Source organism: Desulfonatronum zhilinae (assembly GCF_900182865.1).
GTDB classification, from domain to species: Bacteria; Desulfobacterota; Desulfovibrionia; order Desulfovibrionales; family Desulfonatronaceae; genus Desulfonatronum; species Desulfonatronum lacustre.
Window position 1 is genome coordinate 1 of record NZ_FXUJ01000035.1, and the last position, 17455, is coordinate 17455.

Annotated in this window: 18 protein-coding genes and 1 pseudogene; 7 read left to right on the forward strand and 12 right to left on the reverse strand. The window is 61.8% G+C overall.

Features of this window, described 5'->3' with window-relative positions:
- Positions 1 to 353: 353 nt before the first annotated feature.
- A complete protein-coding gene (locus tag AC559A_RS17580; RefSeq protein WP_498818997.1) occupies positions 354 to 1691 on the reverse strand; it encodes an NCS2 family permease in 1338 nt (445 codons plus the stop codon).
- A gap of 155 nt (positions 1692 to 1846) precedes the next feature.
- Entirely contained in the window at positions 1847 to 2380 is a 534-nt protein-coding gene (locus tag AC559A_RS17585; protein ID WP_051434680.1) for a hypothetical protein, read from the reverse strand.
- A 398-nt stretch (positions 2381 to 2778) separates the two neighbouring features.
- On the opposite strand from AC559A_RS17585, the gene AC559A_RS17590 reads away from it, so the two are divergent.
- The gene (locus AC559A_RS17590) at positions 2779 to 3501 is read left to right on the forward strand and encodes an OmpA family protein (RefSeq protein WP_498818998.1); all 723 of its coding nucleotides are present in this window, start codon (positions 2779 to 2781) and stop codon (positions 3499 to 3501) included.
- 93 nt (positions 3502 to 3594) lie between these two features.
- Positions 3595 to 4446, forward strand: coding sequence for a motility protein A (locus AC559A_RS17595; RefSeq protein ID WP_498818999.1), 852 nt, complete (start codon positions 3595 to 3597; stop codon positions 4444 to 4446).
- An 81-nt stretch (positions 4447 to 4527) separates the two neighbouring features.
- Here AC559A_RS17595 and AC559A_RS17600 read toward each other — a convergent pair whose 3' ends face one another.
- From AC559A_RS17600 to AC559A_RS17615, 4 genes are all read right to left on the reverse strand, one after another.
- A complete protein-coding gene (locus AC559A_RS17600; RefSeq protein WP_498819000.1) occupies positions 4528 to 4947 on the reverse strand; it encodes an HI0074 family nucleotidyltransferase substrate-binding subunit in 420 nt (139 codons plus the stop codon).
- Positions 4923 to 5225 carry a nucleotidyltransferase family protein gene (locus AC559A_RS17605; RefSeq protein WP_028572851.1) on the reverse strand — a complete coding sequence of 101 codons (303 nt, stop codon included), beginning with the start codon at positions 5223 to 5225 and terminating at the stop codon, positions 4923 to 4925. Before AC559A_RS17605 ends, AC559A_RS17600 begins: the two co-directional genes overlap by 25 nt.
- 122 nt (positions 5226 to 5347) lie before the next feature.
- Entirely contained in the window at positions 5348 to 6553 is a 1206-nt protein-coding gene (locus AC559A_RS17610) for a pyridoxal phosphate-dependent aminotransferase (RefSeq protein ID WP_498819001.1), read from the reverse strand.
- A gap of 19 nt (positions 6554 to 6572) precedes the next feature.
- Positions 6573 to 8090, reverse strand: coding sequence for a sigma 54-interacting transcriptional regulator (locus AC559A_RS17615; protein ID WP_498819002.1), 1518 nt, complete (start codon positions 8088 to 8090; stop codon positions 6573 to 6575).
- A 128-nt stretch (positions 8091 to 8218) separates the two neighbouring features.
- On the opposite strand from AC559A_RS17615, the gene pgl reads away from it, so the two are divergent.
- From pgl to AC559A_RS17630, 3 genes are all read left to right on the forward strand, one after another.
- Positions 8219 to 8959 (forward strand): 6-phosphogluconolactonase, encoded by a 741-nt coding sequence (gene pgl, locus AC559A_RS17620; protein ID WP_498819003.1) that lies wholly within the window; start codon positions 8219 to 8221, stop codon positions 8957 to 8959.
- A 177-nt stretch (positions 8960 to 9136) separates the two neighbouring features.
- Positions 9137 to 11383, forward strand: a complete 2247-nt coding sequence (locus AC559A_RS17625; protein ID WP_498819004.1) for an NADP-dependent isocitrate dehydrogenase — start codon at positions 9137 to 9139, stop codon at positions 11381 to 11383.
- An 82-nt stretch (positions 11384 to 11465) separates the two neighbouring features.
- Positions 11466 to 11813 carry a DUF4258 domain-containing protein gene (locus AC559A_RS17630; RefSeq protein WP_498819005.1) on the forward strand — a complete coding sequence of 116 codons (348 nt, stop codon included), beginning with the start codon at positions 11466 to 11468 and terminating at the stop codon, positions 11811 to 11813.
- Between the two features lies 1 nt (position 11814).
- Here the strand turns inward: AC559A_RS17630 and AC559A_RS17635 are convergent, their stop codons facing one another.
- Genes AC559A_RS17635 through AC559A_RS17650 form a run of 4 tightly spaced genes read right to left on the reverse strand, consistent with a single transcriptional unit; the run spans position 11815 to position 15873 of the window.
- Positions 11815 to 12324, reverse strand: coding sequence for a GNAT family N-acetyltransferase (locus AC559A_RS17635; RefSeq protein WP_498819006.1), 510 nt, complete (start codon positions 12322 to 12324; stop codon positions 11815 to 11817).
- On the reverse strand, positions 12321 to 13355 hold the full coding sequence (locus AC559A_RS17640) for a D-alanine--D-alanine ligase family protein (protein WP_498819007.1): 1035 nt from the start codon (positions 13353 to 13355) through the stop codon (positions 12321 to 12323). The genes AC559A_RS17635 and AC559A_RS17640 overlap by 4 nt, the downstream gene beginning before the upstream one ends.
- Positions 13352 to 14497, reverse strand: coding sequence for a D-alanine--D-alanine ligase family protein (locus tag AC559A_RS17645; protein WP_498819008.1), 1146 nt, complete (start codon positions 14495 to 14497; stop codon positions 13352 to 13354). The genes AC559A_RS17640 and AC559A_RS17645 overlap by 4 nt, the downstream gene beginning before the upstream one ends.
- Positions 14494 to 15873 carry a KamA family radical SAM protein gene (locus tag AC559A_RS17650; protein WP_498819009.1) on the reverse strand — a complete coding sequence of 460 codons (1380 nt, stop codon included), beginning with the start codon at positions 15871 to 15873 and terminating at the stop codon, positions 14494 to 14496. Before AC559A_RS17650 ends, AC559A_RS17645 begins: the two co-directional genes overlap by 4 nt.
- 182 nt (positions 15874 to 16055) lie before the next feature.
- Between AC559A_RS17650 and AC559A_RS17655 the strand changes: the two genes are divergently transcribed.
- Positions 16056 to 16307 carry a hypothetical protein gene (locus AC559A_RS17655; protein WP_498819010.1) on the forward strand — a complete coding sequence of 84 codons (252 nt, stop codon included), beginning with the start codon at positions 16056 to 16058 and terminating at the stop codon, positions 16305 to 16307.
- Positions 16308 to 16461: 154 nt separating this feature from the next.
- Here AC559A_RS17655 and AC559A_RS17660 read toward each other — a convergent pair whose 3' ends face one another.
- Positions 16462 to 16686, reverse strand: coding sequence for a BrnA antitoxin family protein (locus AC559A_RS17660; protein WP_498819011.1), 225 nt, complete (start codon positions 16684 to 16686; stop codon positions 16462 to 16464).
- A complete protein-coding gene (locus AC559A_RS17665; RefSeq protein WP_498819012.1) occupies positions 16683 to 16895 on the reverse strand; it encodes a BrnT family toxin in 213 nt (70 codons plus the stop codon). The genes AC559A_RS17660 and AC559A_RS17665 overlap by 4 nt, the downstream gene beginning before the upstream one ends.
- 103 nt (positions 16896 to 16998) lie before the next feature.
- Between AC559A_RS17665 and AC559A_RS17670 the strand changes: the two are divergent.
- A pseudogene (locus AC559A_RS17670) lies at positions 16999 to 17455 on the forward strand (IS1380-like element ISDth1 family transposase); the annotation flags it as partial.

Consider the following 17455-nt stretch of genomic DNA (forward strand, 5'->3'; position numbering starts at 1 on the left):
TTATTACAGATAGTTGGATGTGATGATTACGAAAGCGAACAGACGTCAAACAGTAAGCAGCTAAGTTTATTTGATTAATTGTTGGGACACTAGTGATTTCTAATTCAAAGCTTCTCTGTATCTACTCAATACATTTTGTGTCCGCCCTTGCCCCGACAATCGGAGTCGGGGTCGCTATCGGAATCGGAATCGGAACAGGAAAAATAATGAACGCTTCCCAGCGTTTTCTATCCCGATCCCGATCCCGATACCGATACCGATACCGACGCCGACCCCGATAACTGCATTTTCTCAAGCGAAAAACGTATTGCCGAAGTAGAATTGGTATAAGATGGGCTTGGCAGGATTCCTCGTCAATGCCGAAACGGTTCGGACCAGGACAGCAACACCAGGGCCGCGAGTCCCAGGAGCAGCAGGACCCACGAAATATGTCGGAACTTGCCGCAGGAGGCCTTGATCACGATCCAGCTCAGAATGCCCCATACGGCCCCCTGGGTGATGGAGCCGGTCAGGGGGATGGTGAGCATGGCCATGAAAAAAGGCGCGGCCTCGTCAAAGCGTTCCCAGCGAACGTAGATCAGGGGCTTGAGCATGAAAATCCCGGCCAGGACCATCACCGGGGCCGTGGCCAGCGCCGGAACCAGGGAGAGCAGCGGCGACAGGAACAGAAACGGCAGGAAGAGCAGCCCGGCCACCACCGCGGTCAGCCCGGTCCGTCCACCGGACCGGACCCCGGTGGAGGATTCGATGTACACGGTGGCCGGGCTGACTCCCAGCGCACCGGACATGGCCACGGCCGCGGCATCGACCTTCAGGCTGCGCTCCAAATCCCTGGGTTCGCCCTTCTCGTCCACCAGATCACCGGCCTCTCCCACCCCGGCGCAGGTGGAAAAGCTGTCAAAAAAACAGGAAAAGACCAGCACGAAAATGAACGGCCAATGGACGGGCAACAGCGGACCGAGCAGGTCCATCTCCAGGATCAGGCCCAGGTCCGGCCAGGCCCACCAGCCCTGCCAGGCCACAAGAGGGTCGACCGCCTCCCCGCTCGCCGCTGTCCGGCCCCAGAACCGGCCAATGGGCCAGGCCAGCAGGGTCGTGACCAGGACGCCCAGGATAAAGGCGCAAGGCAGCTTGCGGGCCACCAGGGCCGCGGTGAAGGCCAATCCGGCCAGAAAGGTCAGCGTGGCCGCGTCCAGGTAGCCCAAGGCCAGCCGACCCGGATCCTCGATAATGATGAACCCGGCGGATTGAAAACCCAGGGTGGCGATGAACAGGCCGATGCCCCCGGCAAGGCCGAAGCGCAGCATCCGCGGCACTCCGGCCAGCATGCGACGCCGACGGTCGCAGACCAGCAGGAGCAGAAAGGCGATCCCGGCCCAGAACACGCAGCCCAGGGCGGTCTGGTAGGTCATGGTCTCTGAGCGGACCACCGCGGCCACGAACAGATGGTTCAGGCTCATGCCCGGGGCGATCAGCAGCGGATTGTTGCTGTACAGGCCCATCAGGATGCTGCTGAAAGCCGAAACCAGCACCGTGGAGGTCAGAACCGCGGCGTAGGGCAGACCGGCCTGGCTCAGAATGGCCGGGTTGACCAGGATGATGTACATGGACGCCAGAAAGGTTGTCGTCCCGGCGGCAATTTCCGCGGCAACGCTGCTGCCGTTGTTTTTCAGGTCGAAAAAATCACGCATGGGATCGTGTTCAGGGACATGGTGCGGAATGGGGCAGGGGCATCACGGACATTCTCCATGTGTTTCGGTGCGCGTCCGACCGGACGTCACGGCCCCGGTTTTTGACGGACCCCGTCCTGTGCAACGAACCCGGGATGAATCAGGGTTGTCGCCGCTCACTCCAGCAGATATCCGTACCGCCCCCTGACCCGATCCGTTTCCGCGACCAGCACCTCGGCCTCCTGGGCCACCACGTCCGCGTCCACGAACCCCAGGCGGTCGTTCAGATAGTAGGCCAGTACCTCCCTGGATTCCACGTACCGCCAGACCAGCACGTAGGCCGAGCCGAGATACGGCCGCTCCGCGAACTGGGGCCGGGTGACCAGGCGCAGGCTGAGATGCTTTTCATCCGGTTCGGCCAGCCGGAACAGAGCGGACTTCTGAAACGTCTCCTTGAGGTGCAGGGCCAGCCGCATGCCCACCGGGTCGGTCCCCTGGTGCTCCACCAACACGGGGATGCCTTGCTCCTTTGCCGCCTCCAGCGCCGGTTCCGCCACCGACTCCTCCTCAGGGACCACCTGTATGGGCTGGGCCGTGGGTTGTTCGACCACGGTTTCGCCCTGATCCTGGGCACCGGCCGTACCAAAGGCCACCAGCATCACCAACAGCCCCACCATCAGCAATACTCCGAAAAATGATTTGCTTCTCATCACTTCGGTCCCTCCCTGGGATATGAAGAGTTTCAACCATAATGTAACTACTCAGCACAGAGTAATTCTGTTGCCGGGGTCGGAATCGGAATCGGGATCGGGATCGAAAACGCTGGGATGCGTTAAAATTCTTCCTGTTTCGATTCCGAATCCGATAGCGAAGCGCCGACCCCGACCCCGATTGCCGGAGCAAGATCGGACACAAAATGTACTGAGTAGTTACGAATTTCAAATAGCGATCGTCGGACCCGCTACGTTCCGCCACTTGCCCGAGCCCTGTCAACTCTTGGTTCCGTTCCCGCAAGCTGATGGCAAGAATTGCCGCTTGGACGGAAGCGAGGCCAGCAGAATCTTGGGCATTGAACTTGCAAGATATCAGCAAAAACAAGCGAGCCTCTATGCCCCAGCAAAATACTCCCATGGACAGCCAGTTGATCGGCCACCAGCACCCCTTGAACATCCCGGATTTCGCCCTGGAACGGGGGGAACAGCGGTCCGTGACCTGGGCCGTGCCCTGGTCCGACCTGATGATGGTCATGTTCATTCTGTTCCTGGTGCTTTTCGTCTTTTCCCTGCGCGAAAAGGATCGGATGGTGATCGGCCATCGCACTCCGGCGAGCATCCAGACCGTTTCCTCCTCTCCGGCCCAATTGAACATGCTCCCGCTCTACGAGGCGCTCCGGGACCGCCTGCTCGGCCACGAGCGTTCCGTGAACATCGCTCTTCTGGACGACGCCTCCATCGTCATTTCCCTGTTCGGCGAGAACCTTTTTCCGCCCCTGTCCCACGAGTTGGATTTTCGCTCCAGGCCCTTGCTGTCAAAAATCGGACACACGGTTGCCCTGGCCCAGGGCAACGTGGTGATCACCGGCTTTGCCGACGACGCCCGGACATCCTCGGAAGTGGCCGCCCCCTCCTCCGGCGGTCGCGCCCGACACCCCGGCACTTGGGAGGTCGCGGCTCTGCGGGCCGCCGCGGTGGCCGAACACTTCGTGCGGGAAACCGGCCTGAATCCGGACATGCTGATCATCCAGGCCACCGGAGCCGAACGCCCCCTGACGCCACGACTGTCCGGACGGGAGCATTTCCAACGCCGCGTGGAGATCCGCATCGAGCCCTGATCGGCCCGGCACCTCGCCAACAAACGTGACATCCAGTCCTCTTTAACCAGTCCTCTTCAACCAGCGCAAATCGCTCCGGCCAAGGAGTTCATCATGAAAAGCAGAACCCTGATTACAGCGGCAATATGCTTCGCCGGCTTCATCGCCGTATTTTTCTTTTCCGGTCAGGCCCAGGTCTACTTCAACCTCACGGCCCTGCTCGTGGTGTTCACCGGAACCCTGGGTTCGGCGCTTCTGGGCAGCGGCCCGGACGGGCTGCGCCGGGCCTGGCGCAGCGTGCGTGCGGCCTATGCTGAAAACACGGTGCCGGAGCGAATCCTGGTCAAGGAACTGCTGCGCACGGCCCACGTCTACAAACGCACCCGTCGGCTCGCCCTGGAAGAAAACGCCCCGGACTACCCCCCGTTACGTCGCGGCGTGGAAATGCTGGAAGACGGCTATACCGAGGCGGAGATTCGGGAGGTTTTTCAGGCCGAAGCCAAGGCCTTCGTGCAGTACCGGGAGGAAATGGAGCGCATTTTTCGAAACATGGCCATCTACGCCCCGTCCTTCGGCGTGGCCGGAAGCGTCATCGGGCTGGTGGGCATGCTGGTGGGGCTGGGAGACACGACGCTGATTCTGAAGAGCATCCCGGTCACACTGATCTCCACGCTCTACGGCATCGTCCTGGCCAACTTCCTGCTGCTGCCCCTGGCCGAAAAGCTCCGGGAGAACACCCGCGAGGAACTGGCCCTGCGCCGCATCGTACTCGGCGGAATGGTGGGGATGATCCGGGGAACGGACTTCCTGAAGCTGCAAACCCTGCTTAACGCCATCACCACCAAGCACGGCGCCCAGGTGGACGGCCTCCAGGTCATCCGCGAAATCAAGGCCAACCTGTCCAGACCGACTCAGCCGACCGGGACAGGTCATCTGGAACTGGCTCCGGCGGTGAAGCGGCCTTGAAGCAGCTCAAGTGCTAATTTCCCGGAATTTTTGCTAAAAGCCAAGGCTTGGACGCTGTGCGAAAATTCTTGCTGGAGGCAATTATGGTTTTGAGTTCGTTGGGTCGCATGGACTGTGGCGTTTCATCTCCTTGAGGCAGAAGTCCATCAGTTCGGCATAGCCGACCAGTTTTTCGTAAATCCCCTCCGCCAGTCCCTCATGATAGGTGTGCGTCGTCAGGTTGCGGTCATCCACCATTTCCAGGCCGAACGTTGTTTTCTCGTCATCAAGCAGCCCCACTGCGCGCAATTCCCGCAAAACCTTTTTGGGCGAGGCCGCGTCAATGCCTTCCACCTCCAGCAGGTAGGATCGCCCGGCCTTCCAAACAGCCTCGAAGGTATACTCGAACCTTTGAATGGCCGCATCCCGCTCAACCGTGTCCACTGGATTCCGTCCGATCAGCTCCGTCAGGGTGACCAGGGCCTTTTCAGCGGTTGCTATGCGCCGTGGGTGGTTATCCATAGCTTGCCGTCCTTCTTGACCTGTTCGTGGAAAGCAGCGGACGTCGAGGACAAATCCACCACGTCAATAGGAAAGGGAATGGTGCTTTCCTCCAGACGTTCCCGAAGCGAGGCCAATAGCCCTGCCGGAAGTTCTCGCAACGGCTCAATCCCCACATCGCAGTCCGAACCGTCCCGGAACCTTCCTGTAGCCATGGAGCCAAAGAGATAGACCCTGGACGGGTGGCCCTGGAGGTGGTTCTGAAGAATTGAATGGAGTTGGTTGAGGTACGGGTTCATCTCTGATTTTCCCAGGCCAGGATGATCGTAAAAGAGTAGTGGTATCCGCAGCTCACAGCGAATCTTGGGATATAAAGATGCGACTACTCTCCAGAACCGCTTCCTTTCACCGTGCTGAATCCTTACTTGAACTTCGCCGCGGCCCGCTTGAATCCTTCGGCGGAGCGGCGGATGACGGTTTCGTCCACGCAAAAGGCCAGGCGGAAGTAGCCGGGGGTGCCGAAGCCGCGGCCGGGGACGGCCAGGATCAGTTCTTCCTGGAGGGCCTGGACAAAGGCCACGTCGTCGCCGCCGGGGGCCTTGGGGAAGAAGTAGAACGCGCCCTGGGGCTTGAAAAAGGGGATGTTCGCGCCTTCCAGGACTTCGGCCATGGCCGTGCGTCGTTGGGCGTAGAGCTGTACGTCGACCTGTGCGCCCAGGGCCTTTTGCATCAGGCGCTGTCCGATGGCCGGGGCGTTGACGAAGCCCAGGATGCGGTTGGTCAGGGTCAGACCGGCCAGCAGTTCCGCCTTGCCGGGCATGGTCGGATTGACCAGAGCGTAGCCGATGCGCTCGCCGGCCAGGGCCAGGCTCTTGGAAAAAGAGCTGACCACCACGGTGTGCGGGTACAGGGGCAGGAGCGAGGGCACGGGATGGCCGTCAAAGGTCAGGAAGCGGTAGGGTTCGTCCGAAAGCAGATAGATGATCCGCCCCGTTTCCCGGCTCTTGGACCGCAGCAGTTCGGCCAGGGCGTGCAGTTCGGATTGGGCGTAGACCCGTCCGGAAGGATTGTTCGGGGTGTTGATCAGCACGACGCGGGTCTTGGGACCGACGGCCGCGGCCACGGCGTCCAGGTCCAGGCTGAAGTCGTCCGGGTTCGTGGGCACGGGGTGGAGCTTGCCGCCGTGATTTTCGGCGTAAAAGCCGTATTCCACGAAGAACGGAGACGGACAGAGCACTTCATCTCCCGGTTCCAGAACGGCCCGGAAAAAGCTGTTCAGCGCCCCGGCCGCGCCGCAGGTCAGGATCACGTCCTGATCCGAGACGGGTACGCCCTGTTCCTGGGACAGAAAGGCGGCCAGAGCGGCCCGGGCTTCGGGATACCCGGCGTTGGGCATGTATCCGAAGCGCTGGTCCCGGCGGGCCAAATCTTCCAGGGCCTCGAACACCGCGTCCGGCGGGGAGAGGTCCGGGTTGCCCAGGCTGAAGTCGCAGACCGCGTCCACGCCGTGCCGGGCCTTGAGTTCCGCGCCGGTCTCGAACATTTTTCGGATCCAGGAGGACCGTTGGAGATAAGCCTGGATTTGCGGAGCCAGGGCGCTGGACTCTGTTGTCGTCGCTTCGGGCATGCTGTTTTCCTCCATCCGTTCAGGGGACCTGGAGTCCCATTTTTCGATATTCGTTGAGTTTGTTGCGCAAGGTGCGCACGGACACCCCCAGCAGCAGGGCCGCCTGGGTCCGATTGCCGGCGGTGTGGTCCAGGCTTTTGAAGATCAGTTGCCGTTCCACCTCGTGCAGCGGCAGAATCGGCCGCTGGGCGTCGGAAATGTCCAGAGTCGTCGCGTCCGAGGATCTGTCCACTCCGGCGGTTCCAGCATCTCCGACTTCGACTTCCATTTCGGTATCGTCCTCGTATTCGGCCTCGGCACAGGGCTCGCTTCGCGGCTCTTCAGCGCAAAAGCTCCTCAGATCATTCCCGACGGCTTGCTCCTGCCAATCGCCGCTTTCATCCAGAAGAAAGTGCCTCGGCTCAATGGCCGCGCCGCCGCAGAGCAGCGCGGCCCGTTCCATCAGGTTCTGGAGTTCGCGGACATTGCCCGGCCAGTCGTGTTCCGTGAGCCACTGGCGGGCTTCCGGGCTGATGCTGATCTCGCCCAGGGAGTACATTTTGGCGAATCGGCCGACGAAAAAATCGGCCAAAAGCTGGATGTCCTCCCCGCGTTCGCGCAGGGGCGGCAAACGCAAGGGGATGACGTTCAGACGGTAGTAGAGATCCTGGCGGAACTCCTTGGCCTCCACGGAAGCGGCCAGGTTACGGTTGGTGGTGGCCAGGACCCGCACGTCCACGGGAACCGTTTCGCTGCCGCCGACCCGGTCCAGTTCGCCTTCCTGCAAGACCCGGAGCAGCTTGGCCTGCAAGCCCAGGTCCATCTCCGAGATTTCATCCAAAAGAATCGTCCCGCCGTGGGCCAGCTCGAACTTGCCCAGTTTGCGGGTGATCGCCCCGGTGAAGGCCCCTTTTTCGTGGCCGAACAGTTCGCTTTCCAGAAGGTGTTCCGGCAGGGCCGCGCAGTTCACGGCAATAAAAGGCTGGGCCGAACGGTCGCTGAAGTTGTGCAGGAACCTGGCGAACATTTCCTTACCTGTTCCGGATTCGCCGGAAATCAGGATGGTCGCCTTGGAACGGGCCACCTGGCGAGCCAGGGCCAGGGCCCGCTTCATGGTGGGATGCCCGCCGATGATCGCGCTTTCCGGGTCGGCCCGAGACGCATCAGGAGTCGGTTTCTGGGCCTCTTTGGGCTTGGCCTCGGACGGAGCCGTGAGCAGGGTGCGAACCTTGTCCCAGAGCAATGGCTCCAGCCAATAGTCCCTGGCCCCCAGATCCATGAACCGCTTGGCGTCCTCCGCCGAACCGTTGTCCGTGAAAATGATCACCGGCGGCATGGGGTCGCCGGCGTGTTGCATGGCACGAAGCAGGTCCTCGGCCTGAAACCCGGTCAGCCGGTCCCGGCAGAACACCAGAATCGGCTGCTGACGCTGGATGAACTTCAGTGCTCCGGGGATGGTTTCGGCCATTCCCACGTCCAGACCGGCGCGTTTGATAGGCTGAAAGAGCGGGGTGACCACGGAAGTGGGCGCCAAAAAGAGGATGCTCGCTACTGGCATGGCTTCATCTAACTGGAAGACGATTGTTTTTCAATCGTTTCGTGTTGATGCTCCAGTGCAAAGCGGATATTTGACCAAAGACGGACGACGAATCGAACACGCACGGTATGAAGCCATGAGGAGGACGGATGATTTCCCGAGACACGGTCCATGATTTTCCGAACGTCGAAGCAGCCTACGCCCATGCGGCCCGGTGCATCGCCACCGTGCTACGCGTGCCCGGCTCACAACGGATCACCATTGCTTTGAGCGGAGGGCGCTCGCCCATCAAGCTCTTCGAATTGCTCCGCTCCGGCTCCGAGGGCCTTTCCAAAGACATTCCCTGGGAGCGGGTGGTCGTCTGCTGGGTAGACGAGCGGTTTGTCCCCATGGATCACCCGGAGAGCAACTTTGGTTTGGCCCGGAAATGGCTGCTGTCCAGCCTGCCCATTCCCGAGGAGCAAATTTTCCCCATGCCCACGGACCGCCCCTCGCCGGAACAATCGGCCCAGGACTATGAACAGACCCTGCGTGGACTGTTCGCCTCGGAGGTGGAGTCAGCCGCCGCGAACTTCCCCCGCTTCGACCTCGTGCTCCTGGGCATGGGCCCGGACGGCCACGTGGCCTCCCTGTTTCCGGGCAAACCGGCCCTGGACGAGCGCAAGTGCTGGGTCATCCACGTGCCCGAGCCGGGCATGGAGCCGAACATCCCGCGCATCACCCTGACCCTGCCCGTGCTCAACCACGCCCGCTCCACCGTGGCCCTGGTCACCGGGAGCAAAAAACAGCCCGCGTTTCAGGAAGCCCTGACCAACCCCCGAAGCGCCCTCCCCGCGGCCCTGCTCGCCCCCCAGGGGGACATGGCCTGGGTGACCTGCTTCACGGACTGAGCGAGTGACGAAACATCACGCTGCGCTCGACACCGCGACCTTTCAACTTTCCAACCGCCTCCCGGTCATGTACATCCGGCCCTTTGCGACGGAACCGATAGAGCGTCCCCGTCGCGACTTTTTTCTTCATCGCCCAGTCGAAGCACGTCAAAACGAATCTATTCAGGAGTACGGAATATGACGGAAAAACCAGCAACGGCAACGATCATCTACACCCTTGTCGACGAGGCCCCGGGGTTGGCCACGCGCTCCTTCCTGCCCGTGGTCACGGCCTATGCCGGGGCGGCCGGAATCGGCGTGGAAACACGGGATATTTCCCTGTCGGGCAGGATCATCGCCAAGTTTCCGGAGCGGCTGACGTCCGAGCAGTGCATCCCCGACGATCTGGCCGAGTTGGGCGCCCTGGTGCGCAAGCCCGAGGCCAACGTGATCAAGCTGCCGAACATCAGCGCCTCGATCCCCCAGCTCAAGGCCGCGATCAAGGAGCTGCAAGGCCAGGGCTACGACCTGCCGGACTATCCGGAGGAGCCGAAGACGGACGAGGAAGTTGAGATCAAGGCGCGGTACGACGCGGTCAAGGGCAGCGCGGTGAACCCGGTGCTCCGGGAGGGCAATTCAGACCGCCGGGCCCCGGATTCGGTCAAGAACTACGCCCGGAAGCATCCCCACTCCATGGGCGCGTGGTCCGCGGATTCCCGGTCCCATGTGGCCACCATGCAGCAAGGGGACCTGTGCTCCAGCGAGAAATCAACGATCATCTCCGAGGAAACGGCCGGGAAGGCCCGGATCGAATTCGTGTCCCCCAACGGCGGGGCGACGACCTTGAAGGCCGAGACGGCCCTGGCCGTGGGGGACATTGTGGACGCCGCGGTGATGCGCCGCATCGCTTTGCGAGCGTTCCTCGCGGAGCAGATCGCCGACGCCAGGGACCAGGACCTGCTCTTTTCCGTGCATCTGAAGGCCACGATGATGAAGGTCTCGGACCCGGTGATCTTCGGCCACGTGGTTTCCGTCTTTTTCCAGGAGGTCTTTGCTAAGCACGCCGAGACCCTCGCGGCCTTGCGCGTGACTCCGGACAACGGCCTGGGCGACCTTCTGGCCAAGGTGGCCACCCTGCCGGAAGACCAGCGGGCGGCCATCGAGGCGGACATCCGAGAAGCCCTGGCCAAAGGGCCGAAGCTGGCCATGGTGGACTCGGACAAGGGCATCACCAACCTGCACGTACCCAGCGACGTGATCATCGACGCCTCCATGCCCGCGGCCATCCGTACCTCGGGCCGGATGTGGGGCCCGGACGGCAAGCCGCACGACACCAAATTCGTCATTCCGGACAGCAGCTATGCCGGGGTTTACCAGGCCGTAATCGACGACTGCAAGGCTCACGGGGCTCTCGATCCCACGACCATGGGCACGGTGCCCAATGTCGGCCTGATGGCCCAAAAGGCCGAGGAATACGGCAGCCACGACAAGACCTTCCTGGCCCCTGGAGAGGGCCTGATCCGGATCGTGGCCGCCTCCGGCCAAGTGCTCCTGGAGCAGGAGGTGAAGCGGGGGGACATCTGGCGGGCCTGCCAGACCAAGGACGTTCCGATTCGCGACTGGGTCAAGCTGGCCGTGACCCGGGCCCGAGCCACGGGCTGGCCCGCGGTCTTCTGGCTGGACGACCGGCGGGCCCACGACCGCGAACTCATCGCCAAGGTCCGGGACTATCTGCCCGAGCACGACACTACCGGCCTGGACATCCGGATCATGGCGCCGACCCGGGCCGCCAAGCTCAGCGTGGAGCGGATGCGGGCCGGGGAGAACACCATTTCCGTGACCGGCAACGTGCTCCGGGACTACCTCACGGACCTGTTTCCGATCCTGGAGGTGGGCACCAGCGCGAAAATGCTCTCCATCGTCCCGCTGATCAACGGCGGCGGACTGTTCGAGACCGGGGCCGGGGGGTCCGCGCCCAAGCATGTCCAGCAGTTCCTGGCCGAAGGCCATCTGCGGTGGGATTCCCTGGGCGAGTTCCTGGCCCTGGCCGCGTCCCTGGAGCACCTGGGCCACGCGGCGGGCCATCCCGGAGCCAAAATCTTGGCGCACACCCTGGACAGGGCCAACGGCCGCTTCCTGGAAAGCAACAAATCGCCTTCCCGCAAAAGCGGCGAGATCGACACCCGGGGCAGCCATTTTTATCTGGCCTTGTACTGGGCCGAGGAACTGGCCCGGCACCAGGAAGACGCGGCCCTTGGGGCCGTATTCGCTCCCCTGGCCGCGAAGTTGAAGGAGAATGCATCTCGGATCACCGAAGAACTGCTGGCGGCTCAGGGCCGCCCCGTGGACATCGGCGGGTATTACCGCCCGGACGATGACCTGGCGAACGCGGCCATGCGCCCGAGCCGGACCTTCAACGCCCTGCTGGACTTGCTCGCTGGGTAGGCTTTTTTGAGCACAATCCTTGCATGGTTGAGGGTGCAGGCTGAACACGAAATGCCCACCCTCAACCATGAAGGAGGCGCTCATGCGACAGCCAACCCTCAACCGTCCCTCCCGACAGGACTCCCGCGCCCCTCAGGCATCCCGGGCCCCGCTGACCCGGCACGCCTGGCAGCGGATGACCGCCAGGGGCATCCCTTCCGACGCCGTGGAAGCCGCCTTGCAGTACGGGCGGATCGTCCACACCCGCGGCGCGGCCATCAGCGTCATCGGCCGCAAGGAAGTCGAGCAGTGCCACAAACACGGCATCAACCTCTCCGCCTACGAAGGCGTCCAGGTCGTCTGCTCCCCTGACGGGGCAGTGATGACCACCTACCGTAACCGGGATTTCCGCGGACTGCGTTCATCCAGCCGGAGAAAATCCCGGCGCTGAATCAGCTACCGCACCGATCCGCGAAGAGGACTTTGCTATATACCAACTTATCGTCCCCCGGGGCGTAAAAGTCCTTGAGCACGGCTACCTGGGCGTAGCCGCACCGTTCATAGAACCGCTGCGTGGGTTGGTAGAGCTCGCGGGAGGACGTCTCGATGTAGACCCTGGTTCCGCCCAGGGCCGGGATTTCGGCTTCGGTCGCCTGGATCAGGCGCCGACCCAGGCCGTGACCCTGGCGACGCGGATCGACGATGATCCAGTAGAGGTCAAAGCTGGAAATCGTGCAGGGAATGGGGCCGAAGCAGGCGTAGCCCAGAAGACCGTTCGCCGCGTCCTCGGCGAACAGAAAATGATACCCGCTGGCCGGGCCTTTGTTCAGGCGTTCCTCGGCCAGTTCCGCGGCCACGGCCACCTCCTCGGCGGTGAAGAAGCCCGTGGCCTCGGCCATGTGCGCAATGGCCGGGATGTCCGCGGCCCGGACCCCGCGGCGGAGCGTGACGAGGTCGCTCATGCGGCCTCCTTTGGAACCGCGGCGGTCCGGAAGATACGGTCCACCGCAGCGTCGAAGGTCAGGCCCGAGGCCGACAGCGCGGCCTGAAACCCGGCGTCCGGAGACAGACAGGGGTTGGCGTTGACGTCGATGATCCACGGACGCCCTCTCTTATCTGCCCGAAAGTCCACCCGAAAGTCGATTCGGGCGTACCCCGCAAGGCCAAAGGCCCGCCAGCAGTCCAGAGCCAGCCCGCTCAGTTCGGCCAGCAGTGGCGCGTCCCGCTCTGGAAATTCCAACTCCCGCACAGTGCTCCGGTACTCGAAGCTCTGCTCCAGCCATTTGGCCCGAAAGCCCACCACCTGGGGCTGGTCCTCCGGAAAGTCCAAAAAACGGATCTCCGCCGGGGCCAGAACCTGAACCGGCGTTTCGTCCGCGTCGGGGTCAGCCAGCAGGGCCAGATTGAATTCCCGGCCCGGAACATAGGCCTCGGCGAACCATTCCCCGCCCGGATTTCGTTGTCGTTCACCCATGGCGGCCCTGAGTTCCTCCGGACCGTTGACGGTCAGGACGTTGTCCGCGTCCAGGCCGTGAGAGGCGTGCTCCCAGACGGATTTGACGATGTACGTGCCGGGAAAGACCGCGTTGCCTCGGCCCTGGTGGTCCAGCCAGACCGGCGTGGGCAGCCCGGCCTCCGCCAGATCGATTTTGGCCAGCAGCTTGCTGGTGGAGCGCTCCAGGGCCCTGGCCGGGCTGCCCGTGCTGGGCAGACCGTGCCGGGCCAGGACGGCCGGGACGTGATGCACGTGCCGGGCCGAGCCCTGAATGCTCTCCACCAGATTGACGACCAGATCCGCCGCGACGTCCGGGAATGGGCCAGGGCCATTGGAAAAAGCGCCGGGCGTGAGCGCGAGGTCGGGCCAGGGCCGGACCTGCACGTGATGGCCCAGCCGGGTCGCGGCCTCGGCCAGGGCCCGGACCTGGGCCAAAACATCCGCGTCGTCCAGCGAGGCCGCCTCTTTCAGCGGGCTGTGCGCCACCAGGATTTTCATGCGACCCGGACCAGCGGCTGATCGTACTCTCCCATATCCACTTCTGGTGCGTCACCAAGTTCCCGGGGATGGAAAGAGTCCGGCGCAAGCCGGACAGTGGATACGATCCCTTGGCCCGGGTCTTGGCCCAGAACTTGGCCCAGAACTTGGCCGGACGCCTCTTTTTGCACCTCCAGCCGCTCCAGGGCCGACTCCATGATCATCCGGATCAGATCCCGGTGGGCGATGCCTTGGAAGCCGCACAGAATGGACAGATCCGAGCGTATGGGATGCAGGCCGGGCAACGGGTTGATTTCCAGAATATTGGCTACGCCGTGTTCGTCCAGGCGGATGTCCACCCGTCCGCCGTCCCGGGCTCCCAGTCCGCGCCAGGCTTCCAGGGCCAGCAGGGACAACGAGATTCCTTCCTCGCCTCCCACCAACCTGTAGCGGACCCGCTCCTCGTACTCTTCCTTGTTGTCCTGGGAGTAGATCAACCGGTCCGCGCCTTCCAGAAGCAGCACTTCCATCACTCCCAGGGACTTGGCCCGCTTCCCCGTGCCGACAATGCCCACGGTGAACTCCCGGCCGGACAGAAAGCGCTCCACCAGCACCGGCTGGTCAAAGCGACGCAGCAGGTCCGCGCAGGTCCGGAACAGCTCTTCCCGTGTGTGAATCAGGCTGGAGCACTCCACGCCCTTGCTGGTGCCTTCGGCCACGGGCTTGGCGAACAAGGGAAACGCCAGGTTCACGGACTCCAGATCGGCCAATGACTCCACCAGAGCAAAATCCGGCGTGGGCAGCTTCAGGTCCCGAAGCACCCGTTTGGTCATGGCCTTGTGCAGGCACAGGCCCAGCAGCAGCGGATCAGAGAAAGTGCACCCAATCCCGTGCGCCTCCAGCAGGGCCGGAACCTGGGCCTCACGGCTGAAACCACGTAGCCCCTCGGCGATATTGAACACCAAATCCCAGCGCCGCCCAGCGGTCAGGGCGCGCATCACCTCGTCCAGATTGCCGACTCGCTCGGTTTCCAGGCCCATGGAATGAATCCCGGCCTCAATGGCCTCAATGGTCTCCGGGCTGTCGAACTCCGCGGTCTGTTCCAGCGTATAGCCCTGGGCCAGATAGTCCCGGCGCAGATCGTAGGTCAGGCCGATTTTCATGCCGCTCCTCCTGTTTCCCGCGAGACCAACGGCTCCGGATCATGCACGCGGAACGTCGCCCCTTCGAAGTTCTTGAACACCAGGTCCTCCCCGTCCCGTCCCCGGAGATACTCCGGACACAGCGGCGTCTTGCCTCCGCCGCCGGGCAGGTCCACCACGAAATGGGGCACGGCGTAGCCCGAAGTGTGGCCGCGCAGACCCTGAATCATTTCCAGGCCTTTGGTTACCGGGGTCCGGAAGTGACTCGTGCCCACCACCTGGTCGCACTGGTAGAGGTAATAGGGCCGGACGCGGTTGCGCAGCAGGCCTTGAAACAAGCCGGTCAGCGCGGGCACGGAGTCGTTCACCCCCTGGAGCAGCACGGTTTGCCCGCCCAGGGGGATGCCGGCATCGGCCAACCGGCCGCAGGCCACGGCCGCCTCCGGGGTCAGCTCGTCGGCGTGGGTGCAGTGGATGCTCACGAAAAGCGGGTGGTAGCGTTTGAGCATCTGAACCAGGGCGGTGGTGATCCGCTGAGGTAGAACCATGGGGACCTTCGTCCCGACGCGGATGATCTCCACGTGCGGGATGGCCCGCAGCCGCTGGAGCAGGTACTCCAGGGCGTGGTCCGTCATGGTCAGGGGATCGCCGCCGGAAATCAGCACGTCGCGCACCACGGGATTGCGGGCGATGTAGCGCAAGGCCGGTTCCCAGCGGTCCGGGCCCAGATCCGTCCCCTGGCCCTGAATTCGGCACCGGGTTTGGCACCGAGCTTGGCCGTGCTCCGTCCCTTGTCCGACGCGCCGGGAGCGGGTGCAGTACCGGCAGTAGGTGGAGCAAAAGTCCGTGGCCAGGAAGAGCACCCGGTCCGGATAGCGATGGACCAGCCCCGGCGCTGGACTGTCGTGCTCCTCGGCCAGCGGATCGCCCTGCTCGCAAGAAAGGACATGATGTTCGGCCATGGTCGGGATCACGCAGCGCCGCAAGGGGTCGGCGGCGTCCCGGGCATCCGCCAGGCTGAGGTAGTAGGGCGTCACGGCCATGGGCAGCATGCTCCCACCCGGGCGCAGAGCCTCGCGCTCCGCGTCGGAAAGCACGAGCTTCCGCTCCAGTTCCTCAAGAGAGGTGACCCGCTGCTTCAACTGCCAGCGCCAGTCGTTCCACTGGCCGGGCTTGGTATGGGGGTAATGTTTGGCCAGAAAAGCCGCGGAGCGAGGATTAAGGGGGAAGGAAGGTTTTGTGGATTTGCGTGTTGCAAATCCACCCCAGGAACGGCCGAATGTTTGGCCGATCACGCCGTCCAGCAGTCCGGTGAACCCGGACTCCGGTCCAGAGCCGATGCCCGCGTCGCGCAATAGAGCGGGAGGCTCGCTGTCCATCTCCATGATTTCTTCCATGAGTTGGCCTCGTGATTCTCCGGAAGATCGTCCCGGAATAAAAGTGCCGAACGCTCGACACCCAAAAGACAACCACCTGTCATTCAAGGGGTCTTGACGTCGCCACACGCGACGTCCGAGGGAGTCGAAAAGGAGAAGCCATTTGAAACGAAATTTCGAAAAACACAAGAGGAGAGGACGGAATGAAGGGGGTGGCTGTCCGTGTCGTGAATGGACATCAACTCGTAGCAATCAGAAATAAAAGAAGAAAAATATCGCAACCAGTTAAAAAACAAGCCCGCGCGACCATGATCCAAGGACGATTAGGAGGGGAAAAACGCAAGATGCGGTGTCTTTTGGAAGCAAAAAAACAAACCCAAAAGGACCGAATGAGAACGCCTACAGCATTTAAGGTTCTGTTTTACAAAGAGAATCGACTTCAAACATTACCTTGAAGTCGTCGCCAACAGCACCAGCGATTTCCCGAAACACGATTTTTTGATTCGAGGCGACACGAGGACGAACGGAGCCAAGTTTTTTCGGCGTTGGAACTAACCCTATGGCTTCCTGGGAAGCCGGGCCTTCACTTGCTGTTCCTTGTCAATAGCATCAGGAATTGGAGGTCCAACTGACATCGAGTTTTCGATGCCGAGCCACGCAATCTCTGAGGTAGAGATTGATCAGGCTTTGGTAAGGAATCCCCTCCTTATCAGCCATGTCTTTGAAGTAGGCAATGACATCCTCGCTCAAGCGCATGGTCACCGACTTTTTGAGTTCAGAGGCATAGGGGTTTTTGCGGGAACGCATTTTTGAAAGATCGTATTCGGCTTTCATGACCGCCCACCTCGATAGTGTTTACGTTCGTTAGCAGTTGCTTTCCGTGCGGAAATGATGCGTAAAGTATTTTCCGCATCTCGCTCACAGTGGCACACAAGCAAAACTCTCGCCTTACTGCTCATTCCGAGCATGAGAAAGCGATCTTCCGTATCGGAATTCTCGACATCAAAACCTGAGTCCGTGAAGGTGTTACATTCATCATACAGTTACAATACAGAGCGTTCTTGATTATAATTAATTAATTCGATATGTTCTCTCGTCGACGCAGCAACTTTACAAACTCACCCAATAGGTGATGGGGCGATGAGCATGGGCATATCCAAGGTGGTTCACAAGGAAAACCTCCAGGCCGGGCCAGCCGGCTTGGTGTTCGTAGGACAGATGGCCAAACTGGCAGGTCTTGATGCTGTGGCAAAGCAGGTGACCATCGGTAGACCGCAGATATCCACAGAAAACATCCTGAAAACCATGCTCGGGCTGATGGTCCAAGGAAAAACTGATTTTGATCACGTCAAACCGTTGGCAGGCAACCGGTACTTCATGAACGCCGTTGACATCGACAGGGTACCTTCGGCGGAAACCTACAGGCAAACCTTTCAGCGCATCGCCCTGAACACTGAGCTGGAGGCCATGCTTCCGGGTTGCTCGGTCAAGCTCTGGAAAAAGACCGACATGGCTCATGAGTACTTGCAAAAAGACGACAAGAAATGGGTTCGAGTGGATATCGACCCGGTGATCTACGACAACGACGAGACCAAAAAAGAAG